Source organism: Veillonella sp. (assembly GCF_018364065.1).
In the GTDB taxonomy this organism is placed as follows: domain Bacteria; phylum Bacillota; class Negativicutes; order Veillonellales; family Veillonellaceae; genus Veillonella_A.
Map to the genome: position 1 here is coordinate 68,191 of NZ_JAGZMO010000004.1, position 21,301 is coordinate 89,491.

Consider the following 21,301-nt stretch of genomic DNA (forward strand, 5'->3'; position numbering starts at 1 on the left):
TTTAGTATGGATGTACAGCATGTGCAGGATGATTCTGCGAAGACGCCGCAAACTGTGGCGGCCTTTGTAAAAAAAGTGAAGGCCTATGAACGAAGTCATAAGACGATTGGACGGAACAGCAGCGTTCTGGTGGCCTGTTCCGGCGGTCCCGATTCGGTGGGCTTATTGTTCTGGCTGGCCCGGTATAAAAATCGGGAACCTCGTATGAATCTTCGCCTGGGCATTGCTATTATCGATCATTCCCTGCGCGTGGAAAGTAAGGCTGAAGTGGAGCTGGTAAAATCTTACGGCGTTCAGTTGAACATTCCTGTGTATGTGAAGGTAATCGATGCAAATAAGGAAGCACAGCTGCACAAGAAATCCGTAGAAACTATAAGCCGGGAATTGCGCTATGCATTTTTTCACGAAGTAATGGCCAAGGAAGGATACGAATATTTGGCCACCGCTCATCATTTGGACGACCAGGCGGAAACGATTCTGGCTCATTTGCTGCGCGGCACCGGCACGAAAGGATTGACCGGTATGTATCCGCTTGTCGATTATAAGTGGCGCCCTTTTTTGGGGGTTACGAAGCAGGAAATTTTTGAATTTGTAAGTGCTCTGAATTTGGAAGTAGCCTTCGATAAGACCAATGAAGAACCTACGTACAGCCGCAATCGTTTGCGGTTGGAAGCCATTCCTTATCTGCGGGATTACAATCCTAATATTACTAACGGCCTGGCTCGATTGGGCGAAGCCATGCAGGACGATGAAGATTATCTGACAGAACAGGCCATGAAGGCGTTGGCGGACATTACCGTCATGTCACCGTATGATGAAGAAGCAACAGCAGCCGGTAATCATAAAAATAACGCAGCCGGTTCACCGGTCACTCAGGAGCATGGCGAGTGGGTGTTGCAGCGCGAAGCGTTTCACAAATTGCCAAATGCTTTATATTTCCGCATTTGGAGGCATATCATGTCGGACCTGAATGTAGGTGGCACGTTCAGTATGGCGCGGGTTAAACAACTGCGTTCTGTAACAGGCGGTAAAAAAAGTAAACAATTTCACCTTGCACAGGTGAAGGTTATAGCACAATATGGTATAATACGAGTTGGACGTTTTACGTCAGAGATAACATCGCCTACAGATGCTGAACTTAAGAACATTGTTTATCGTATAGATCAGCAGCGATTAGTAACTTGGCATGGACCTGAGGAAACGGTACCGTTGCAGCCCGGTGAGTGCATTTTAATTCCTCGTGAATCAGCACCGTCAGGACCGGTTTTACGGAAGCGACTGGCGGGAGACCGCATAGCCCTGCGCGACGGGAACGGCAAGATTTGGGGCCATAAGAAGTTAAAAGATTGGCTCATTGATCGTAAAATTCCGCAAGAACAACGAGATGATTTGTGGTTTTGCTGCGCTGAGCAGCTCGTATTCGCTCCGGTGGATACGATGAAACACAAGCCCCTCATTGTATGGGACGAACAGGCTGATACGTATTGGGCCTGCTCAATTAAGGAGGAATTCGTATGATAGACTCGACAACTATTAAAGAAGTATTAATTTCTGAGGAACAACTTCAGCAGCGTGTAAAGGAACTGGCTAAGCAAATTTCAGATGACTATAAAGGCGAAGAAGTAGTATTGGTTTGCGTATTAAAAGGGGCCGTAATGTTTTTTGCCGATTTGGCCCGCTATGTTGAAGGGGATGTTTCATTAGACTTTATTTCATGCTCCAGTTATGGAAGCAGCACTGTAAGTAGTGGTGTGGTTCGCATTATGAAGGACCTTGATAAGCCGGTAGAAGGCAAGCATGTAGTAGTGGTGGAAGATATTGTGGATACAGGCAATACCCTTCATTACTTATTGGAAAATCTCAAGTCCCGCAATGCGAAGAGTGTGCGCCTCGTGGCGCTTTTGAACAAACCTGATCGTCGTACGGCAGAAGTAAAAGTTGACTATCAGGGCTTTGAAATTCCCGACTACTTTGTAGTAGGATATGGGCTTGATTTCGCAGAAAAATATCGTAATTTACCGTTTGTAGGAATTTTGAACGAAAAAGTGTATCAGGATAAAGTATAATCATTGTATATAATGTAATTTTGTGATAATATGTTTGTCAGATATATTTTTATAAGTTTCGATATAATGTTAATTAATTCATACATTATAAGTTAATAAGACTTGAAAGGGGTAAGAGATTGGGCCGATTTATGAAAAACGCGCTGTTGTACGTGCTGATCATTGTAGCCGCGGTTACAGTAATTAACTCGTTCTCCAGTTCGAATTCAACAAGATCAGAAATCAGCTATACTGGTTTTTTACAACAAGTAAATACTGATAAGGTAGCTAAAGTTACCATTACAGATAACCATGCTATTGTAGGTGTGTTGAAAAATGGTACTGAGTTCAGTACATATGCACCGACCGACCCTACATTAATGACCAATTTGCTTCAAAAGAATGTGGAAATTACTGCAAAACCACCTGAACAACCTTCCTGGTGGATGCAATTGTTAAGCTCCATTTTACCGATCTTCTTATTGATCGGCGTGTGGTTCTTCATTATGCAGCAGACTCAGGGCAGCGGCGGCCGCGTTATGAACTTCGGCAAAAGCCGTGCTAAGATGCAAGGTGAAGGCAAAGTAAACGTAAGCTTTAAAGACGTTGCCGGTGCAGATGAAGCTAAACAGGAATTGGAAGAAGTAGTAGAATTCTTGCGCAATCCTGCAAAATTCAATGCTATCGGTGCGAAGATTCCGAAAGGGGTATTACTCTTCGGCCCTCCGGGTACAGGTAAAACTTTATTGGCCCGTGCGGTTGCAGGGGAAGCGAAAGTTCCTTTCTTCAGCATCAGTGGTTCCGACTTCGTAGAAATGTTCGTCGGCGTTGGTGCGTCCCGTGTGCGTGACTTATTCGGTCAGGCTAAGAAAAATGCGCCTTGTATCATTTTCATCGACGAAATTGATGCGGTAGGTCGTCAACGTGGTGCCGGTCTCGGCGGCGGTCACGATGAACGTGAACAGACATTGAACCAGTTACTCGTTGAAATGGATGGCTTCGGTGCTAACGAAGGCATTATTACGATTGCTGCAACTAACCGTCCTGACATTTTGGACCCTGCTTTATTGCGTCCGGGTCGTTTTGACCGTCAGGTAACCGTAGATAAACCGGATTTCCGCGGTCGTGAAGCAATCTTGAAAGTTCATGCGCGCAACAAACCGTTGGCGGATGACGTTAATTTACAGATTATTGCCAAGAAAACACCTGGTTTCACCGGTGCGGACTTGAGCAACTTATTAAACGAAGCTGCTTTATTGGCTGCTCGTCAAAACCGCAAGAAAGTATCTATGGCGGATTTGGAAGAAGCCAGCGAAAAGGTAAGCTACGGTCCGGAACGCCGCAGCCATGTAGTGAGCGACAAAGAACGCCGCTTGACTGCGTATCACGAATCGGGCCATGCCATCGTGGCACACTTATTGCCTGATGCAGATCCTGTACATAAGGTAACAATTATTCCGCGCGGTCGCGCCGGCGGTTATACAATGATGCTCCCTGTAGAAGAGCAGAACTATATGACTCGCAGTCAGTTGTTATCCCGTATTCGCGTTGCCTTGGGCGGCCGTTGTGCGGAAGCTCTGGTTCTTAAAGAAATCAGTAGCGGTGCATCCGGCGACTTGCAACAGGTTACGAATATTGTACGTCACATGATTACTCGTCTCGGTATGAGTGATGAATTGGGACCATTGGTATTCGGCGAACATCAGGAACAGGTATTCTTGGGCCGCAGCCTTGGCCATGAACGCAACTATGGCGAAGCTGTAGCAGCTAAGATTGATGCGGAAATGCATAAAATTGTTTCTGAAGCTTACAACGACGTTATGCAGTTGTTGGCTGATAACGAACAGTTCCTTCACAATATGGCGAACGCTTTGTTGGAAGAAGAAACTATCGATCATGCTCAGATTGAAAACCTTTACAAATATGGCACTTTGACTGATCCTACTGAAGGTGAAGGCGAAGATGGTGCTAAAAGTGAAGTGAAAAGTGCATTGGAAGCTGCCGGAATCATTGTTCCGGACTCCATTCACGGAAATGAAGCAAAATCAGTTGATCCAGATACTGATAAAAAATAATACTGATAGAAAAACGTCAGTATAAAGTCATCGGTATAGGCCGATTGGCATAGAGCCGCCGGTAAGGCGGCTCTTTTTCTTAAAAGGAGGCGGTAGTCCCGATGCGAGATGCCATTTTAGAGTTGCTCAAAGAGCATAAAGGGGATTTTGTATCAGGCCAAATGATGTCTGATACATGTAATGTGTCGCGCACGGCTATATGGAAACATATTGAAGTGTTGCGCCGCTATGGATACAAAATTGAATCATTTACAAAGAAAGGATATCGGCTTGTCAGTGAGCCGGATCTGGTGAGCCCGCTGGAAGTGGAACCGTTTTTGAAAACGAAGACTTTCGGCCGTCGTTATGAATATGTAGACTCCTTGGCGTCAACCAATTCCAAAGGTCGTGAATTGGCGTTGGAAGGTGCGCCTGAAGGGACTTTGATAGTAGCGGAAGAACAGAATGCCGGACGGGGACGCATCAATCGCGGTTGGTACTCTCCTTACGGTAAAGGGCTGTGGTTCAGTTTAATCTTAAGACCGTCTTTCTTGCCGGTGGAAGCGTCGAAGTGCACGCTTATGGCCGCTGTAGCTCTGATTAAAGCATTTCGCAAGTTAGGACTGAATACGGCAGGTATAAAATGGCCGAACGATATTTTAGTGGGACAGCGCAAGCTGGTAGGGATTCTCACTGAAATGAGCGGCACCATAGAAGAGATTTCTTATATCGTTATGGGCATCGGTATTAATATCAGCACTACGGCTGATGAAATGCCTGAGTATCTTCAGGGTGTGGCAACCTCGCTTGCCATTGAAGGCATCAAAGTGGATCGCCGCAAAGCCTTTGCAGTCATTTTAAAAAGCTTGGAAGAGCAATATGAAAAGGTGTTGAAGGAAGGTTTCGACAGCACTTTGGAAGAGTGGAAAGAGTTCAGCATTACGCTGAATCAGGATGTGCTGGTTAAAGCACCGGGAGAAAGTTACAACGGCAGAGCTATCGATATTGATAGGGATGGAAATTTATTGGTAGAGCGGCCGAATGGTCAGGTTGAGAGAATTATGGCGGGCGACATTTCGATTCGTCCGGCTAAAATTGGAGGATAAAATGTTATTAGTTATTGATGTGGGAAACACCAATATCGTACTGGGCGTGTATGACGGACAGAATTTAGTTGGTCATTGGCGCATTTCAACGGATAAAGGACGTACAACCGACGAATACGGCGTGTTGATTATGAACTTGTTCTTCCACGACTATAAGGTGGAGGCGAAGCATATTGACGCCATTATTATTTCATCCGTAGTGCCGCCGTTGATGCCTACATTGGAGCGCGTATGCTTGCGCTATTTCAATGTAAAACCGATTATTGTAGGGCCCGGCACTAAGACCGGCATGGCCATTAAATATGATAATCCTCGCGAAGTAGGGGCGGACCGTATTGTAAATGCGGTGGCTGCTTATGATAAATATGGCGGACCGGCGATTATTATCGACTTCGGTACAGCCACTACATACTGCGTTATTTTAGAAAACGGCGATTACATCGGCGGCGCTATTGCACCGGGGATTCAGATTTCCGCGGAAGCCTTGTTCCAGCGCGCTGCCAAATTGCCGCGTATTGAAGTGAAAAATCCGGGCCAGGTAATTTGCCGTACAACGGTAAGCTCCATGCAGTCCGGTGTATTATTCGGTTATGTAGGTCAAGTGGAAGGTATTGTAAAACGAATGAAGGAAGAACTGCCTAAGGAAACCAAGGTTATCGCCACAGGCGGCCTGGCACCGTTAATCAGTTCTGAAACGTCTGTAATCGACCATATTGAACCTATGTTGACCCTAGAAGGATTACGACTATTATATGAAAGAAACAAATAAAATCTGGCATATAGGGAAGGTAGTTATAGAGGGACAGGCTATTTTAGCGCCTATGGCGGGCGTGAGCGATATTGCGTATCGTCTGCTGGCCAAGGAGCAGGGAGCCGCTTTGGTGTGCACGGAGATGGTGAGTGCCATGGGCATTCAGTACAAGAACGAGCGCACGGCGGATATGCTCTTCATGGAGGCGGTGGAACATCCTGTATCCATGCAGATTTTCGGATCCAAGCCGGATGCCATGGCAAACGCGGCACGCGTAGTGGAGGAAGCCGGTGCGGATATTGTGGATATTAATATGGGCTGTCCCGTGAAGAAAGTTGTTTCTTCAGGGGACGGCTCCGCCTTAATGAAGACCCCTGACCTGGCCATGGAAGTGGCCAAGGCGGCCGTAGAGGCTGTTCAGGTGCCGGTAACGGTGAAGATGCGCCTCGGCTGGGACGACAATTCCATTAATGTACTGGACTTTGCGAAGCGCATGGAGTCTGTGGGCGTTGCGGCCATTGCAGTGCACGGGCGCACACGGGAGCAGATGTACATGGGCAAGGCGGATTGGTCTTATATTAAAGCTGTTAAGGACAGTGTGTCCATTCCGGTAATCGGCAATGGAGACATTACGACGGCGGAAGATGCAAAGGCTATGATCGATGCCACCGGATGCGACGCGGTTATGATTGGCCGCGGAGCACAGGGCAATCCATGGATTTTCGGTGAAGTGAATCATTACCTGAGCACCGGCGAACTGCGCCCTCGTCCGTCAGCCATCGAACGGTTGCGTATGTTGAAACGTCACTTTGATCTGCTTTGCAAATATAAGGGAGCAGGCACAGGTGTGCGCGAAATTCGCACGCACGCCGGCTGGTACATTAAAGGCCTCCCTGAATCGGCCCGTTGGCGCAGCCGTATTAACGTGCTCCATACCGTCGGATCGTTCAGTGAGCTCTTGGATGAGTATGAGCAGGAATTGTTGCAGTACGAGTAGGGTGTTGCAGTTACTGTGCAGTAAAATGTAACCTGAAGAGACCGGGGCATTTTTGAAGTGGCACAGGTAGTACAGGTTCTCTGTTTTTATGTAAGTAGTCGCGTAATGCATACGAGAAGTTGAATGAACGTGAAACTTGAAAAAACACGAAATGTGTAAACTTCGTATAAAATTACAATTTACGAACAAATTACAAAGTGAGTTTTCAAGAGAAAACGGGAGATTACGGCGTCGATAAAATGTAAAATCAGCACGAACATGTGTGCACGGCGGTTCAAATATGATGAACTGATGAAATAAATGGCAAAAAATCGATTATAAAGCGTTTGATTGCTATTCATCGGACTTGAATAAAATAGGAATGTCTGCACAGCAAAAATACCTGTGTTTTTGAATTTGACATTATGAATTCTTATTGTTATAATACTGTAAACAATCAGAAGAGATACAGCTGAATAATAAGACTTGGAAGGTGTCAGTTATTGGCACTTTTCTTTATAGGCAGTAAAAATAATAAGACAAATTTGGTTGTTTTTAGTTATTAACATTTCAAGGAAATATAACTTGAAATACAATACTATGTTTGTAAATCTAATTATTCGAAAAATGAATTCCAACACCATTTATTTATTTGAATAATTAGAGTACAATATTAATTAAAGGGGTTAAGTATTAATGGCAGAAGTTAAAGAAACTTTATTGACCGAAGAAGGTCTGAAAAAGCTGGAGGAAGAATTAGCTTACTTCAAATCTGTAAGAAGGATTGAAGTGGCTGAACGCATCAAGATTGCGATTGAATACGGAGATATCAGTGAAAACTCCGAATACGATGATGCGAAAAACGAACAGGCCTTTATTGAAGGTCATATTATTGAATTAGAGAATAAGATTAATACAGCAAAAATTATCGATAAAAATACCCGTAAAAATGTTGTTTCAGTTGGTAGCGAAGTCAAGTTACTAGACACGGAATTCGATGAAGAAGTGGATTACGTAATTGTTGGCTCTTCAGAAGCCGATCCATTTAATAACCGCATCTCTAACGAATCTCCATTGGGCAGCGCCATTATCGGCAAGAAAAAAGGTGCCAGTGTCGAAGTAAATACACCTGACGGGGTAGCGACTTATAAAATTTTAGCTATCAATTAAACATAAACGCTTGTATTATGTTAGGAGGAAACGTTATGAGTGAAGAAAGAGTTTTAACAACACAAGAGCAAGAAAGAGAGTTAAACAGTCAGATGTTGGCCCGACGAGAAAAATTGGCTCAATACGAAGCTGATGGTATTTATCCATTTGGTCAACGCTTTGTAGTTCAGTACCATGCTGAAGACATCAAAAATGATTTCAAGAATTTTGACGGACAGCCTGTAACAATTGCCGGTCGTTTGATGACAATTCGTTCCCATGGTAAGACTGCATTCGCTAACCTTCGCGACCTTTCCGGCGATATCCAAGTATATTTCCGTGAAGATGAATTAGGTGCTGACGATTATAAACATGTTCAAATGTTGGATATGGGTGATATCGTAGGTATCGAAGGTCATGTATTCCGTACCCACATGGGTGAAATTACTGTTAAGGTTAATAAGCTCACTCTTCTTTCTAAATCACTTCGTCCTCTACCTGAAAAATGGCATGGTTTAAAAGATACAGAACTTCGTTACCGTCAACGTTACGTAGATCTTATCGTAAACCCTGAAGTACGTGAAACCTTCATAAAACGAGCTAAGATCGTTTCCAAAATGCGCGAATATTTAACAAATAACCACTTCATGGAAGTTGAAACTCCAATGCTTCATGCTATTCCTGGTGGTGCCGCAGCTCGTCCATTCATTACGCATCACAATGCTCTTGATATGGATATCTACCTTCGTATCTCCCCTGAATTACACTTAAAACGCCTTATCGTAGGTGGTTTGGAACGCGTATTCGAAATTAACCGTTCCTTCCGTAATGAAGGTGTAGATAACCGTCATAACCCTGAATTCACTATGATGGAATCTTACCAGGCTTATGGTAACGTAAACGATGCTATCGAACTTACTGAAAATATCATCGCTTACTGTGCTCAAGAAGTACTTGGTACTACTAAAGTTAACTACCAAGGCACTGAAATCGAATTCCGTCCACCATGGAATCGTATGACTCTTCAAGAAGGTATTAAAAAATACACAGGCGAAGATTTCGACGCTATCGATACTATCGAAGAAGCACGCGCTATTGCTGACCGCTTGAACATTGAATATCAACCTGCAGACGGCATCGGCAAAATTATCAACTACTGCTTCGAAGAATATGTAGAAAAGAACTTAATCGAACCAACTATCATCTATGGTCATCCTGTAGAAATTTCCCCATTGGCAAAACAGAACCGCGAAAAACCATTAACTACTGAACGTTTCGAAGCGTTCGTATATGGTCGTGAAATTGCCAACGGTTATTCCGAATTAAATGACCCTATCGATCAGTTGCAACGTTTCGAAAACCAATTGAAAGAACGTGAAGCAGGCGACGATGAAGCACATCGTATGGACCATGACTTCGTAAACGCTCTTGAATATGGTTTACCACCAACAGCCGGTCTTGGTATCGGTATCGACCGCATGGTAATGTTCTTAACAGATACTCCATCCATCCGCGACGTATTGTTCTTCCCATTGATGAGACCTGAAGACGGCTCTGCAAGCAATAACGACGAAGAATAATTAAGACTCACGGTGACGAGTTATTAAGTACTCAAAATAGTAATTAATGCTCAAGGTGAAGAATAATTAAGTACTCAAAGTACTATATAAAGACTGAGGACCCCGGTCCTCAGTCTTTTTTTGTACGCCCCCTATGGTAATCGTGGTAAAAATTTACTATATGTGGTATGATGAGGTGTAAATAAAAGTAGAATTTCCTAGATTTTATTATTTTCTAAGTAAGATTATGTAAGAGGTTATAATTATGTTAGATTTACGATTTGTACGAGAAAATTTAGACTTGGTACAGCAAAATCTTGATAATCGCCACACCAGCGGTGATTTGAAGGAATTTGCCACTCTTTATGATGCGCGTAAAGAGTTGATTCAGGAAGTAGAACAGCTAAAAGCAGAGCGCAATGCGGTAACAGCTGAAATCAGCGTGTTAAAACGCAACAAAGAAAATGCAGATGATAAAATTGCGGAAATGAAAAAAGTAGGCGACAAAATCGCCGAATTGGATAATCAGGTGCGCGACACTGAAGCAAAATTGGAAGGTATCGCTTTGATGCTCCCAAATATGTGTGACGCGTCTGTACCTGTTGGGGCTGACGAAAACGACAACCCTGAACAACGTCGCTGGGGGAAACCACGTGAATTCGATTTCCCTATTCAAGCTCACTGGGACTTGGGCGAAAGCTTGGGGATCCTTGAATGGGAACGCGCCGCTAAGGAAAGTGGTGCGCGCTTCACAATTTATCGCGGCTTAGGTGCTCGCCTTGAACGTGCTCTCATCAACTTCATGCTCGATTTGCACTGTGATAAACAGGGCTACACTGAAATGATGACACCATACTTGGTAACTCGTCAGACTATGACCAACACCGGACAACTTCCAAAATTTGCGGAAGATATGTACAAGGTGGAAGGGGAAGACTACTACTTGATCCCTACAGCGGAAGTAACATTGACGAACCTTCACAGCGGTGAAATTTTAAGTGCCGATGAACTTCCTAAATACTATACAGCGTTTACGGCTTGCTTCCGTGCCGAAGCCGGTTCCGCCGGTCGCGACACACGCGGTCTTATTCGCCAACATCAGTTCAACAAAGTTGAAATGGTTAAATTCGCAAACCCTGATACATCCTTCGATGAATTGGAAAAATTGACTGACAATGCGGAAGAAGTATTGCGCTTGTTAGAACTTCCTCATCGTGTCATTACTTTATGTACCGGTGATATCGGATTCGGTTCCGCTAAAACTTACGACGTAGAAGTATGGATGCCTGGTCAAGGCTGCTACCGTGAAATTTCGTCCTGCTCCAATATGACAGATTTCCAGGCACGCCGCGGTAACATTAAATTCCGTCGTGACGCGAAGAGCAAACCTGAATTCGTACATACATTGAACGGTTCCGGTTTGGCTGTAGGCCGTACAGTAGCCGCTATCCTCGAAAACAATCAGGAAGCTGACGGCTCCGTACGCATTCCTAAAGTATTACAACCTTACATGGGCGGCGTAGAAGTAATTACGCCTGTAAAATAGGTTATTTTCACGAGGCACTATTTCTGCAGACAGATGTAGAGGTCTAATCCGGTGTTCTGACATTTCGGTGTCGGGGCGGGAGAACCCTGGTGCATCTGACGCAGGAAGAGGCTGATGTGTTAAAATATACATAGAGATTTAATCCGACTCCCTGCATTTGCGGGGAGTACGGTTTGAATAGTGTTAACAACGTTTAAAGGTTGAAAGGAGATTCTATGAAAATCTTTATTGACACTGCTAATTTTGATGAAATTAAAGCAGCTTATGAAATGGGCTTTATTGCCGGTGTAACAACCAACCCTTCTTTAATTGTTAAAGAAAAACGCGATTTGAAAGAAGTTATTAAACAAATCGCCGCATTAGTAGACGGCCCTGTAAGCGCTGAAGTTATTGCTACTACTGCACCTGAAATGATTGCAGAAGCACATGAACTCGTTAAACTCGGTTCCAATGTAGTAATCAAAGTTCCTATGACGGAAGAAGGCTTGAAAGCCGTAGCCGCTCTTGCAAAAGAAGGCATTAAAACTAACGTAACTTTGATTTTCAATGCTAACCAGGCATTGTTGGCTGCCCGCGCCGGTGCATCTTTCGTAAGTCCTTTCGTAGGCCGTATTGATGACATGAGCATGGACGGTATTACATTGATCGAAGACATCGCTGAAATCTTCATGATTCACGATATTAAGGCTGAAATCATTGCCGCCAGCGTACGTACACCAATGCACATGATTCAATGTGCTAAAGCCGGTGCACACATCGCTACTGTACCTTACAAAGTGTTGACTGCCTCACTTAAACATCCATTGACGGATGCTGGCCTTGCTAAATTCTTAGCTGACTGGGAAGCTGCCAATAAATAAGACTCATTATAACAATCCCATCATTTTAAGGAGGAACAAACAGTGGATAGAACATTAGCCTTGGAATTCGTACGTGTAACAGAAGCGGCGGCTCTTCGCAGCGGTCGTTTACTTGGTCGCGGTGAAAAAGACGGAGCCGATCAGTTGGCCGTTGACGCTATGCGCCAAACTTTTGATACAGTGCCAATTTCCGGAACAGTTGTAATCGGGGAAGGTGAAATCGATGAAGCACCAATGCTTTACATCGGTGAAGAAGTAGGAGCCGGCGGAGAACCGGTAGACATTGCAGTCGATCCTATTGAAGGGACTAACCTTATTGCAAAAGGGCAAAATGGTGCTATTGCCGTACTTGCCATCGCTCCTAAGGGCGGTTTATTGCACGCTCCTGACATGTACATGCAGAAGCTTTGCGTAGGCCCTCGTGCGAAAGGCGTTATCGATTTGAATGCAAGCGTAGCTGAAAACCTTCGTCGCGTAGCTGAAAAAATGGAACGCGGTATTGACGATTTAACCATCGTAATGCTTGACCGTCCGCGCCATGAAGAAATTATGCGCGAATGTCGTGAAGCAGGTGCCCGTATCCGTCTTATCACCGACGGCGACGTAAATCCGGCCATGGAATGTGGCTTGGAAGGTTCCGGTGTTCACATGGTTATCGGTACCGGCGGTGCGCCTGAAGGCGTATTGGCTGCCGCTGCATTAAAATGTACAGGCGGCGATATGCAGGCACGTTTACTTCCTGGAAATGAAGAAGAAGTTCGTCGTTGTCATGCTATGGGCATTACTGATTTGAACAAAGTATTGACTATTGATGACTTGGTACATGGGGAAGACGTAATTTTCTCCGCTACAGCCATTACAGAAGGTAATATCCTCAATGGCATTAAATATTTTGCCGGCGGCGCCCGTACACAGTCCGTTGTAATGCGTTACAAAACAGGTACTGTACGTTTCGTAGATACAATCCATCGCTTAGATCGCAAATTAAAATCTATGAAGGCAAAATAATCGCAACAATGAGGGGTTGAACAACTCTTCTTAATAAAGTGAACTGTTTCCTATATATATGTATATATAATAGGAAGCAGTTCATTTTTTGTTCTGCAGAAGTATATCATATGGGCTTTTTACGGTTTATGCGGAGAAAAATAATATCTATCCCCGGTGGTGAGTACTTGAAGTCATATACTGACTTATAGTATATTATAGAGTAGGATTTATATATGCTATTGAAGATTCAGTCTTTTAAATAGATTGCAGTTGGAGGGAATATTTTGGAAAAGCTCATCATTAACGGGAAGAAGCCGTTGAATGGTCGCGTTCGTGTAAGTAGCGCTAAAAATGCGGTGCTGCCTATTATTGCAGCCACCATGTTGGCATCTACGCCAAGTCGTTTAGTGGAAGTTCCACATTTGGAAGATGTGCATACAATTTGTGATGTTATTGCTTCTTTGGGGGTGAAAGTAACTCACGAAGGTACCGATGAAATCGTTTTTGATGCGGCAACAATTACGGCTACCGAAGCCCCTTATGAACTGGTTCGCCGTATGAGAGCGTCGTTCCTCGTAATGGGTCCTTTATTGGCTCGTCGCGGCGAAGCGCGCATTTCCCTGCCTGGCGGTTGCGCTATCGGCAGCCGTCCTATCGATTTGCACTTAAAAGCGTTCGAAGCATTAGGGGCTGTTATTGAAATGGGCGACGGTTATGTGCAGGCCACTGCACCTAACGGTTTGAAAGGCACTCAGATTTACCTCGATTTCCCAAGCGTAGGTGCTACGGAAAACATCATCATGGCGGCGTCCATGGCGGAAGGTAAAACTGTAATTGAAAACGTGGCTCGTGAGCCTGAAATCGTTGATTTAGTAACATACTTGAACAGTATGGGTGCCGATATTCGCGGTGCCGGTACTAACGTAATCCGCATTCAAGGGGTAAAAGAATTAAAAGGTGCTACACACACCGTAATTCCTGACCGCATTGAAGCGGGTACATACTTGATCGCAGCGGCTATGGCCGGCGGCGATGTATATGTAGAAAACGCTTTATCGGAACATTTAAAACCGGTTGTGGCTAAGTTGAAAGAAGCGGGCGTTGCGGTTTACGAAGACGTAGACGGCATCCGTGTCGTATCTGACGGCCAGGTAAAAGCCGTAGACATTAAAACATTACCATATCCGGGATTCCCTACAGACATGCAGGCGCAGTTCATGGCATTGACAACGATTGCCAAAGGAACCAGCACTGTAATGGAAACTGTATTCGAAAATCGCTTCATGCATGTGGACGAATTGAAGAAAATGGGCGCTGAAATTCGCATTGAAGAGCGTCGTGCCATTATTGACGGCGTAGCTTCCTTAAAAGGCGCCAAAGTGCGCGCCACTGACCTTCGCGCCGGTGCAGCTCTCGTTTGTGCGGGCCTGGCGGCGGAAGGAACTACGGAAGTTACCCAATTGTCTCACATCGATCGAGGCTATGATAATCTCGTAGGCAAATTAAAAAGGCTAGGTGCTGATATTGTTCGGGTGGATGAATAAGAAAACAGTTAATCGTGCGGAAGTAAGAAAGAAGCGCGAAGAACGTCGTAAAAAAAGTACACAGCCTATTGCGACTACAACACCGACGAAAGCACAGAAACGCAGCAGCGCAGGCATTTCACTCTTTGAACGCCTCGCATTGTGGTGGGCGTATGACATCGGTATTGATCTTGGCACAGCCAACGTATTGATTTACGTGAAAGGCAAGGGCGTCGTTCTGGATGAACCGGGCTATGTGGCGTGGAATTCCAGAACTCATGAGGTTGTAGCCGTAGGTGACGATGCGCGCATTATGTTGGGGCGCACACCGGAAGAAATTGAAGTCATCCGGCCGTTGCAGGACGGTGTTATTACCAATTACGACATGACCGAATTTATGCTTCGCTATTACATTCGCAGCGTGATTCCATCGTCATCACTCTTTAAACCACGCATTGTAGTATGTGTGCCATCCGGTATTACACCGGTGGAAAAGCGTGCCGTAATCGAAGCGGTCTTACAGACCGGGGCGCGCAAAACAGTACTCATTGAAGAACCGTTGGCGGCTGCGCTGGGCACAGGCCTTGATAAGGCTAAATCAGCCGGTGCTATTGTAGTCGATATTGGCGGCGGTACTACGGATATTGCCGTATTGTCCAATACAGGCATCGTAGTAAGTAAGTCGCTCCGCATGGGCGGCGATAAGTTCGACGAAGCGATTATTAACTATATTAAGCGCCGTCGTAAAATGCTTATCGGCCATCGCACAGCGGAAGAAATTAAGATTGCGGTAGGTACAGTTGACCGCAAGGCGGCGGTTGAGGAAATTAAAGTGCGCGGTCGCGATATGGTGTCCGGCTTGCCTCAGACCATTACGGTTACGTCTAAAGAAGTGCAGTTGGCGTTGGAAAAACCGATTAACAGCATATTAGAAGGCATTAAAGATATTTTAGAAAAAACGCCGCCGGAACTGGTGGCGGAAATTGCAGACCACGGCATTCTTTTAACCGGTGGTGGCGCATTGATCAGCGGGTTGGAACGACTCGTAACCCGTTCCATCGGCGTTGCGGCCTACCTGGTAGACAATCCGAGGTACTCCGTAATCCTGGGCACAGGACGGGCCTTGCAGGAAATGGATAAACTCCAGGACAGTTTGGAAGAACTGCAATAAACTTGAAAGCGTTGCAATAAGCTTGACAGAACTGCAAGTAACTTGAACTGCAAGTAACTTGGCAGAAGGGCCATAAACTCAACAGAATTGCAATGAGTTTAGGAAGACTTGCAATACATACAAACTACAAATCATACCATGAGCATGTTATTCGCTTATAAACTAAGGGATAACAATTTGCTCATGGTATTTTTATTTTTAAAATGATAAGTCATGTTATAATAAAAATAATAGATGATAATAGATTGGTAAATATTGAGCCGGTTACTGTTGATATGCCATCAACATTTGTATTCCCTTTAACTTTGACATTCAGATGTTAAACTCTTTTTAAAATCACAGGGATTGGGCTTGATATTAATTTGAAATTTGATAATATTAAATATTGAAACATGATGGTTTGTAGTTAAGTAAGGAGGCCCTATGACAGGAAAATTTAAAGCAATAACACTGGTGCTTGCAGGACTGGCAATGCAACTTACCGCTGCCGAGGCGGCAGATGTGACGAGCTTACGGGCACTCAATGAAGCGGGGCATACGCGTGTAGTATTTGATATGAAGGGACTCCCCGACGGGTGGAGCTCCATTTACAATAATAAAAATGAGCAGGTAAAGCTTCACTTGCCGGGAACGACGAATGTAATGACCGGGCCGGTAGATTATAACCGCCGCGATACAGGCGTACTTCGCGGTGTGGAGCTGCAAAGTAAGGGCGACGATTTGGACGTAACCTTGACGGTGAACCAGAGCGTGCGTCACCACATCTTTTCCCTTACCAACCCGGACCGACTTGTAGTGGATCTGTTTACCGATTATAATCAGAAAACGACCCGTACCGTTGGGGAAGGAGTTACTTTTTCCAAATGGGATACGAGCAGTGAAAACGGCCGTGTAAAGGCATATGTGATGGAGGCTAATCCAAATGTGCCGATGCGTATCGGTGATGCGGGTACGGTAGGCAAAAGTTTGGCCAATGTGCAGCCGCCGTTCATCAGTGCTATCGGCCTGGAAAAAGGACAGTCGAAAACAACGAATGCTTTGGCGGCCGGTGCTTCTAATACGTCCTATAAGCAATGGGAACCACAGGCCCTTTTGAAATACGTACCGGAAAAAGGATACAGTATCAGCTTTGCTTTGCCGCGGTTGGAAGTGAATGAAGGCAATGACACCTTGGCAGTAAGCGGTGTTAATCGGGAACGATTAAGCGACGAATTGATTTTATACACTCGCAGTTTCGGCAACTCCACACGCACCAATGTGTACGGTCAGGAAGTTACCATTAAAGACAACGTAGTGGTGAGCAAGAAGAACAATAATTCGCCACTCACTGCGGATTCCATTGTGCTTTCCGGTCACGGAACAATGGCTAAGAAGTTGGAAGCGTTGAAGGTGGGCGACACTGTTCGCTTAACGGCAAAACCGGATGTGGTAAAAATCAGCAATAACGCAGCCGTTGTTTATTCCGGCGGACAACAGATTCTGGCGCAGGGTACTGTGATGGGCCAAAATGACGGCATTCTTACAGGGCGCACGTTTATCGGCGTCGACAGTTCGGGACGCCTCATCGTATTGGCTATTGACGGCAGTCAGGGCGTGTCCGTGGGCGCTACCACATCGGATGGCGCAAATATGTTAAAATCCTTAGGTGCAACCGACGGCATCGAGCTCACAGGACAGGGCGCCGCCGATATGTACAGCAACACATATCTCCATACAGGACAGAAGGATCCAAGTTTATATCAAAAAAATTTAGTCTTAGGGTAAGCAGAATTGGTTAATTCATGTTATAATGTACTTACACCCTCAAGGCAGGGTATAAACCTAAGGAGGTATGAATATGAAAAATTATATGAAATATACATTGATGTCTATGCTGACAGTCGTTATGATGGTGGGCGCTGTATTCACAGCAAATGCCGCCAACGTTGATCAGGCGTCGGTATTGACCGGTAAAGTAGTATCTACCGTAGCTGTAGGAACTTTGGTAAAACAGGGTGACGTACTCGTAAGCGTACAATCCCTTACAGGTCCTATGCCGGCAGCTCGTGCAACTGTGGACGGGGTCGTTTCAGCTGTGAATGTACATGAAGGGGATCAGGTGAAACAGGCTCAGGTCGTAGCTGTAGTTAACGGTAAATAGAAGGGAGATATGAATGAAATTATTTCGTTCATCGCGCCGGTATAAGAAAAGTGTACTGGCGCTTTTCTTATGCAGCGCAATGATGGCGCTGCCTTATGGCGGCAAGGCAATCGATTTCTTGCCCGTATCTGATGTACACACAGGCATGGAAGGCCATGCGGACACTGTTGTGGAAGGAAATGACATCAGCAGTTTTAATGTAAAAGTGTTAGGGGTTATGCGTGACCGCGGTCCATCCGGCGATTTGATACTGGCCAAATTCTCAGGCCCTGTTATCGATGAGACCGGCGGCATTGTTCACGGCATGAGCGGCAGCCCGGTTTATATTAACAATAAACTGGTTGGCGCTGTAGCGTACGGCTGGGGCTTTGCGGACGGCACAATCGGTATGATTACACCGATTGAAGACATGGTAAAACTTTGGAACATTCCGTACGAAAGTTCTGTGAGCAATCCGTGGAAAGACAGCCGTTTGATTCCGTTAGGTACACCTCTTATGGCGTACGGTTTTGACGGCAGCGCCCTTTCCTATATGAAAGACAAGTTACCGGAATATCAGTACAGCACCTATGCGACGGCGGCAGCTGACGGCGATGATACACCGCGTCCATTACAAGCGGGCGGCTCGGTAGCCGCACTTCTCGTTGACGGCGATTTAAAATTGGGCGCTATCGGTACGGTTACTTACGTGGATCAGGACCATGTGGTGGCATTCGGTCATCCGTTCCTGAAACGCGGATCCGTAGGCTACTTCATGCATAATGCGTCTATCTTTACGGTAGTGCGCAGTGTGGATTCCGGCTTTAAACTGGGCTCCATGGGCGCTGAAGTGGGCGCCGTAACAGAAGACCGCGGTGCCGGTATTGCCGGTAAATCCGGTCAGATTATGAGCGGCATTCCTATGGGCATTACGATTCGCGACTTGGATATGAATAAATCCAAAGTGGCATCTGTTAAAATTGTAGATGCTAACGAATTGAGTCCAACCTTGGCGGCTACATCTGTGTACAGCTTCCTCAACAAAACATTGGATCGCAGCGGTGAAGGTACCTCGACGGTGGCAATTAAGATTCAGCCTCGTGACGGTTCCATTCCACCATTAGAACGAACTAATATGTTCTATTCCTCCGAGTCCATCGGTGTGAAGAGTGTGGACGAATTCTACAATATTGTTGACGCCCTTATGAACAACCGCTTTATCAATTATGAAATTGCGGGCATTCAGGTAGAAACAGATGTAACGAAGACGCCTAAGACGGCACTGATTAAAGATGCAACGTTGACACCGGGCATTGCGTCACCGGGCGATACGATTGTTATCGAAGTGCGTTTGCAGCCGTTCAGAGGCGAAGAAGTGACAAAAGAAATTTTCTATACTATTCTGAAAGACCAACCGCTCGGCAAGGCAACCCTTGAAGTGCGCGGCGGCGGAGTAGTGCCACTTCCTTACTTGTTGGAAAAACAGAAATACAACTTAACCGATGAAATTATTCGTCGATTAAAAACATATAAGAGCTTCGACGAATTCTACAAAGAATTGCGCAAAGCTGACACGAACAATCAGATTGTTGTAGAAATTCTGGAAGACGGCATCAGCATGGTTGATTCCGGTGACGGCGATACAACGAAGAAGGCTAAGATTGAAAACGTGGAAGAAAATCCAATTCCGGGTACAGTATCCAAGCCTAAATCGAAGGGCAGCTTGCCGGGCGTAGATCCTGAAGATGACGAAAAAGAACATTACACGGCCAAGATTGATACGGAATATGTAATCCGCGGCGACGGCCAGTTCATTTTAGACATTAAATCACCGGCTGAACGAGACAAGGCGAAAGCTAAGTTGGCAAAGGCACAGGCGAAAGCACAGAAAGAAAAAGCTAAAGAAGCTGATGACACCAAGAAAACTGATGAGGCGGCAAAGACTGACGAAGCAAATAAGTCCGGCGACGCCAATAAAACAGACGACGTGAATAAAGCCGATGATGCGAATAAAACGAATGATGCAAACAAAGCGGACGATGCCAATAAGTCTAACGATGCCAACAAATCTAATGACGTGAACAAAACAGATGATGCCAATAAGGCTAATGATGCGAATCAGTCAAAAGATGCTAACAACAACACTCAGGATGCTAATGGCAACAACACCAATAATTCCGACTCTGCAGCTAACGAGTAATTCGTAGTTCGCAGATATAGGTGACGAGTTGGTGTAATGATTGAAATCAATTATGACAATAATCGACAATTAGACTGTTTTTACACGTATTGATTAAAAAAATTAAACACTCACAAAACCTTACTTTATGTATTTCATGAAGTAAGGTTTTTTTCATAAAAAAAGCTTATAATATAAGGTGGTACTGATGACAACGAATGTGGTTTTATGCTAGAATGAAATGTAGTATTTATGGATAATGGAACTCAATTTAAAAGATAACTCAAAGAATCATGCACAGATTGATTTCTAATGAGGGTGAGTGTAAATTTTTTTGAAGAAACGTATCTTTATTTTTTAAAGAAGCGTATCTTTACATTGACGTTAAGATACAATAGATACACAAACACATTGCACTTTGTAATGGAGAGACGAATAAATAGTAAGAATTTAGCGTTAAAGAAAAAAGTAGACAGTAGAAAGTAGAAAGTAAGAAGGAGGAACGCCTTTGCATTGGTTAGAAGCAATTGGGCGCTTTGTTATACTCAGTTTGGAACGATGTGGCGAAGCGGTAATCCTGATATGGCAGACGATTAAGCAATTAAAAGATGCGAACTGGCGTCATGTCATATATCAGATGGCCCATTTGGGGGTTGATTCATTGCCGATTATCAGTCTGACTTTGCTCTTTGCCGGAGCGGTTATGACGTTACAGATAACGGATATTTTGATTCGCTACGGTGCGCAGGGTACAGTAGGCGGCATTATGGCCATTGCCATGGGCCGTGAATTGGGACCTGTTCTCGTAGGCGTTGTGTTGGCGGGGCGCGTAGGCGCCGCTATTACCGCCGAGTTGGGAACCATGAAGGTAACAGAGCAGATTGACGCTTTACGTGTTATGGCGGTTAATCCAATCGGTTATCTGGTAGTGCCGCGTGTGTTGGCCTGCATGATTATGGTTCCGATTTTGGCGCTTTATGGTGTGCTCATCGGCATCGGTGGCGGCTATGTGGTGGCCACAGTTGTAAAGAGTTTGGCAGGATCCACCTATACGGATTCGATTCAGTTATTTGCAGTAACTACCGATTTAACATATGGTCTCATTAAGGCCAGTGTGTTCGGCGCAGTTATCGCCTTGGTAGGCTCTTACAAGGGCATGTACACCAAGATGGGCGCCGCAGCGGTAGGTAATTCTACAACGAGTTCAGTTGTGACGAGTATTATTTTAGTCTTTGTATTAAATTACTTCTTGTCCGTTTTATTATATTAAGTT

Annotated in this window: 17 protein-coding genes; all 17 read left to right on the top strand. The window is 45.0% G+C overall.

All coding sequences use genetic code 11. The annotated features are described in order from the left end of the window. Positions 1–6 precede the first annotated feature (6 nt). The 17 genes from tilS to KHZ77_RS05340 all read left to right on the top strand — a co-directional run bounded on the left by tilS (position 7) and on the right by KHZ77_RS05340 (position 21,298). Positions 7–1,518 (top strand): tRNA lysidine(34) synthetase TilS, encoded by a 1,512-nt coding sequence (gene tilS, locus KHZ77_RS05260; protein WP_295196391.1) that lies wholly within the window; start codon positions 7–9, stop codon positions 1,516–1,518. Further along, entirely contained in the window at positions 1,515–2,066 is a 552-nt protein-coding gene (gene hpt / locus KHZ77_RS05265) for a hypoxanthine phosphoribosyltransferase (protein ID WP_295196392.1), read from the top strand. Before tilS ends, hpt begins: the two co-directional genes overlap by 4 nt. Before the next feature lie 119 nt (positions 2,067–2,185). After that, the gene (ftsH, locus tag KHZ77_RS05270; protein ID WP_295196394.1) at positions 2,186–4,120 is read left to right on the top strand and encodes an ATP-dependent zinc metalloprotease FtsH; all 1,935 of its coding nucleotides are present in this window, start codon (positions 2,186–2,188) and stop codon (positions 4,118–4,120) included. Positions 4,121–4,221: 101 nt separating this feature from the next. After that, entirely contained in the window at positions 4,222–5,205 is a 984-nt protein-coding gene (locus KHZ77_RS05275) for a biotin--[acetyl-CoA-carboxylase] ligase (RefSeq protein WP_295196396.1), read from the top strand. A 1-nt stretch (position 5,206) separates the two neighbouring features. Next, positions 5,207–5,974, top strand: a complete 768-nt coding sequence (locus tag KHZ77_RS05280; RefSeq protein ID WP_295196398.1) for a type III pantothenate kinase — start codon at positions 5,207–5,209, stop codon at positions 5,972–5,974. Further along, positions 5,958–6,953, top strand: a complete 996-nt coding sequence (dusB, locus tag KHZ77_RS05285) for a tRNA dihydrouridine synthase DusB (protein ID WP_295196400.1) — start codon at positions 5,958–5,960, stop codon at positions 6,951–6,953. The genes KHZ77_RS05280 and dusB overlap by 17 nt, the downstream gene beginning before the upstream one ends. Before the next feature lie 675 nt (positions 6,954–7,628). After that, the gene (gene greA / locus KHZ77_RS05290) at positions 7,629–8,102 is read left to right on the top strand and encodes a transcription elongation factor GreA (protein ID WP_295196401.1); all 474 of its coding nucleotides are present in this window, start codon (positions 7,629–7,631) and stop codon (positions 8,100–8,102) included. Positions 8,103–8,137: 35 nt separating this feature from the next. Further along, positions 8,138–9,661, top strand: coding sequence for a lysine--tRNA ligase (gene lysS, locus KHZ77_RS05295; protein WP_295196403.1), 1,524 nt, complete (start codon positions 8,138–8,140; stop codon positions 9,659–9,661). Positions 9,662–9,905: 244 nt separating this feature from the next. Then, positions 9,906–11,186 (top strand): serine--tRNA ligase, encoded by a 1,281-nt coding sequence (gene serS / locus KHZ77_RS05300; RefSeq protein WP_295196404.1) that lies wholly within the window; start codon positions 9,906–9,908, stop codon positions 11,184–11,186. 215 nt (positions 11,187–11,401) lie between these two features. Further along, positions 11,402–12,046 (top strand): fructose-6-phosphate aldolase, encoded by a 645-nt coding sequence (gene fsa / locus KHZ77_RS05305; RefSeq protein WP_295196406.1) that lies wholly within the window; start codon positions 11,402–11,404, stop codon positions 12,044–12,046. Between the two features lie 42 nt (positions 12,047–12,088). After that, a complete protein-coding gene (gene glpX / locus KHZ77_RS05310; protein WP_295196408.1) occupies positions 12,089–13,054 on the top strand; it encodes a class II fructose-bisphosphatase in 966 nt (321 codons plus the stop codon). Positions 13,055–13,320: 266 nt separating this feature from the next. Next, on the top strand, positions 13,321–14,580 hold the full coding sequence (gene murA, locus KHZ77_RS05315; RefSeq protein ID WP_295196410.1) for a UDP-N-acetylglucosamine 1-carboxyvinyltransferase: 1,260 nt from the start codon (positions 13,321–13,323) through the stop codon (positions 14,578–14,580). Beyond that, a complete protein-coding gene (locus KHZ77_RS05320; RefSeq protein ID WP_295196412.1) occupies positions 14,573–15,730 on the top strand; it encodes a rod shape-determining protein in 1,158 nt (385 codons plus the stop codon). Before murA ends, KHZ77_RS05320 begins: the two co-directional genes overlap by 8 nt. A gap of 423 nt (positions 15,731–16,153) precedes the next feature. Then, on the top strand, positions 16,154–17,494 hold the full coding sequence (locus KHZ77_RS05325) for a phosphodiester glycosidase family protein (protein WP_295196413.1): 1,341 nt from the start codon (positions 16,154–16,156) through the stop codon (positions 17,492–17,494). Positions 17,495–17,567: 73 nt separating this feature from the next. Further along, positions 17,568–17,870 (top strand): biotin-requiring enzyme, encoded by a 303-nt coding sequence (locus tag KHZ77_RS05330; RefSeq protein ID WP_295196415.1) that lies wholly within the window; start codon positions 17,568–17,570, stop codon positions 17,868–17,870. 13 nt (positions 17,871–17,883) lie between these two features. Beyond that, the gene (locus KHZ77_RS05335; RefSeq protein WP_295196417.1) at positions 17,884–20,049 is read left to right on the top strand and encodes a SpoIVB peptidase S55 domain-containing protein; all 2,166 of its coding nucleotides are present in this window, start codon (positions 17,884–17,886) and stop codon (positions 20,047–20,049) included. Between the two features lie 487 nt (positions 20,050–20,536). Then, positions 20,537–21,298 carry an ABC transporter permease gene (locus KHZ77_RS05340; RefSeq protein ID WP_295196418.1) on the top strand — a complete coding sequence of 254 codons (762 nt, stop codon included), beginning with the start codon at positions 20,537–20,539 and terminating at the stop codon, positions 21,296–21,298. The last annotated feature ends 3 nt before the right edge of the window (positions 21,299–21,301 follow it).

Bases quoted from the DNA above. Each gene is read 5' to 3' on its own strand.
- KHZ77_RS05335 (WP_295196417.1), top strand. From the start codon at position 17,884: ATGAAATTATTTCGTTCATCGCGCCGGTATAAGAAAAGTGTACTGGCG.
- dusB (WP_295196400.1), top strand. From the start codon at position 5,958: ATGAAAGAAACAAATAAAATCTGGCATATAGGGAAGGTAGTTATAGAG.
- KHZ77_RS05280 (WP_295196398.1), top strand. From the start codon at position 5,207: ATGTTATTAGTTATTGATGTGGGAAACACCAATATCGTACTGGGCGTG.
- fsa (WP_295196406.1), top strand. From the start codon at position 11,402: ATGAAAATCTTTATTGACACTGCTAATTTTGATGAAATTAAAGCAGCT.
- KHZ77_RS05275 (WP_295196396.1), top strand. From the start codon at position 4,222: ATGCGAGATGCCATTTTAGAGTTGCTCAAAGAGCATAAAGGGGATTTT.
- KHZ77_RS05320 (WP_295196412.1), top strand. From the start codon at position 14,573: ATGAATAAGAAAACAGTTAATCGTGCGGAAGTAAGAAAGAAGCGCGAA.
- hpt (WP_295196392.1), top strand. From the start codon at position 1,515: ATGATAGACTCGACAACTATTAAAGAAGTATTAATTTCTGAGGAACAA.
- KHZ77_RS05325 (WP_295196413.1), top strand. From the start codon at position 16,154: ATGACAGGAAAATTTAAAGCAATAACACTGGTGCTTGCAGGACTGGCA.
- tilS (WP_295196391.1), top strand. From the start codon at position 7: ATGGATGTACAGCATGTGCAGGATGATTCTGCGAAGACGCCGCAAACT.
- greA (WP_295196401.1), top strand. From the start codon at position 7,629: ATGGCAGAAGTTAAAGAAACTTTATTGACCGAAGAAGGTCTGAAAAAG.
- lysS (WP_295196403.1), top strand. From the start codon at position 8,138: ATGAGTGAAGAAAGAGTTTTAACAACACAAGAGCAAGAAAGAGAGTTA.
- KHZ77_RS05330 (WP_295196415.1), top strand. From the start codon at position 17,568: ATGAAAAATTATATGAAATATACATTGATGTCTATGCTGACAGTCGTT.
- serS (WP_295196404.1), top strand. From the start codon at position 9,906: ATGTTAGATTTACGATTTGTACGAGAAAATTTAGACTTGGTACAGCAA.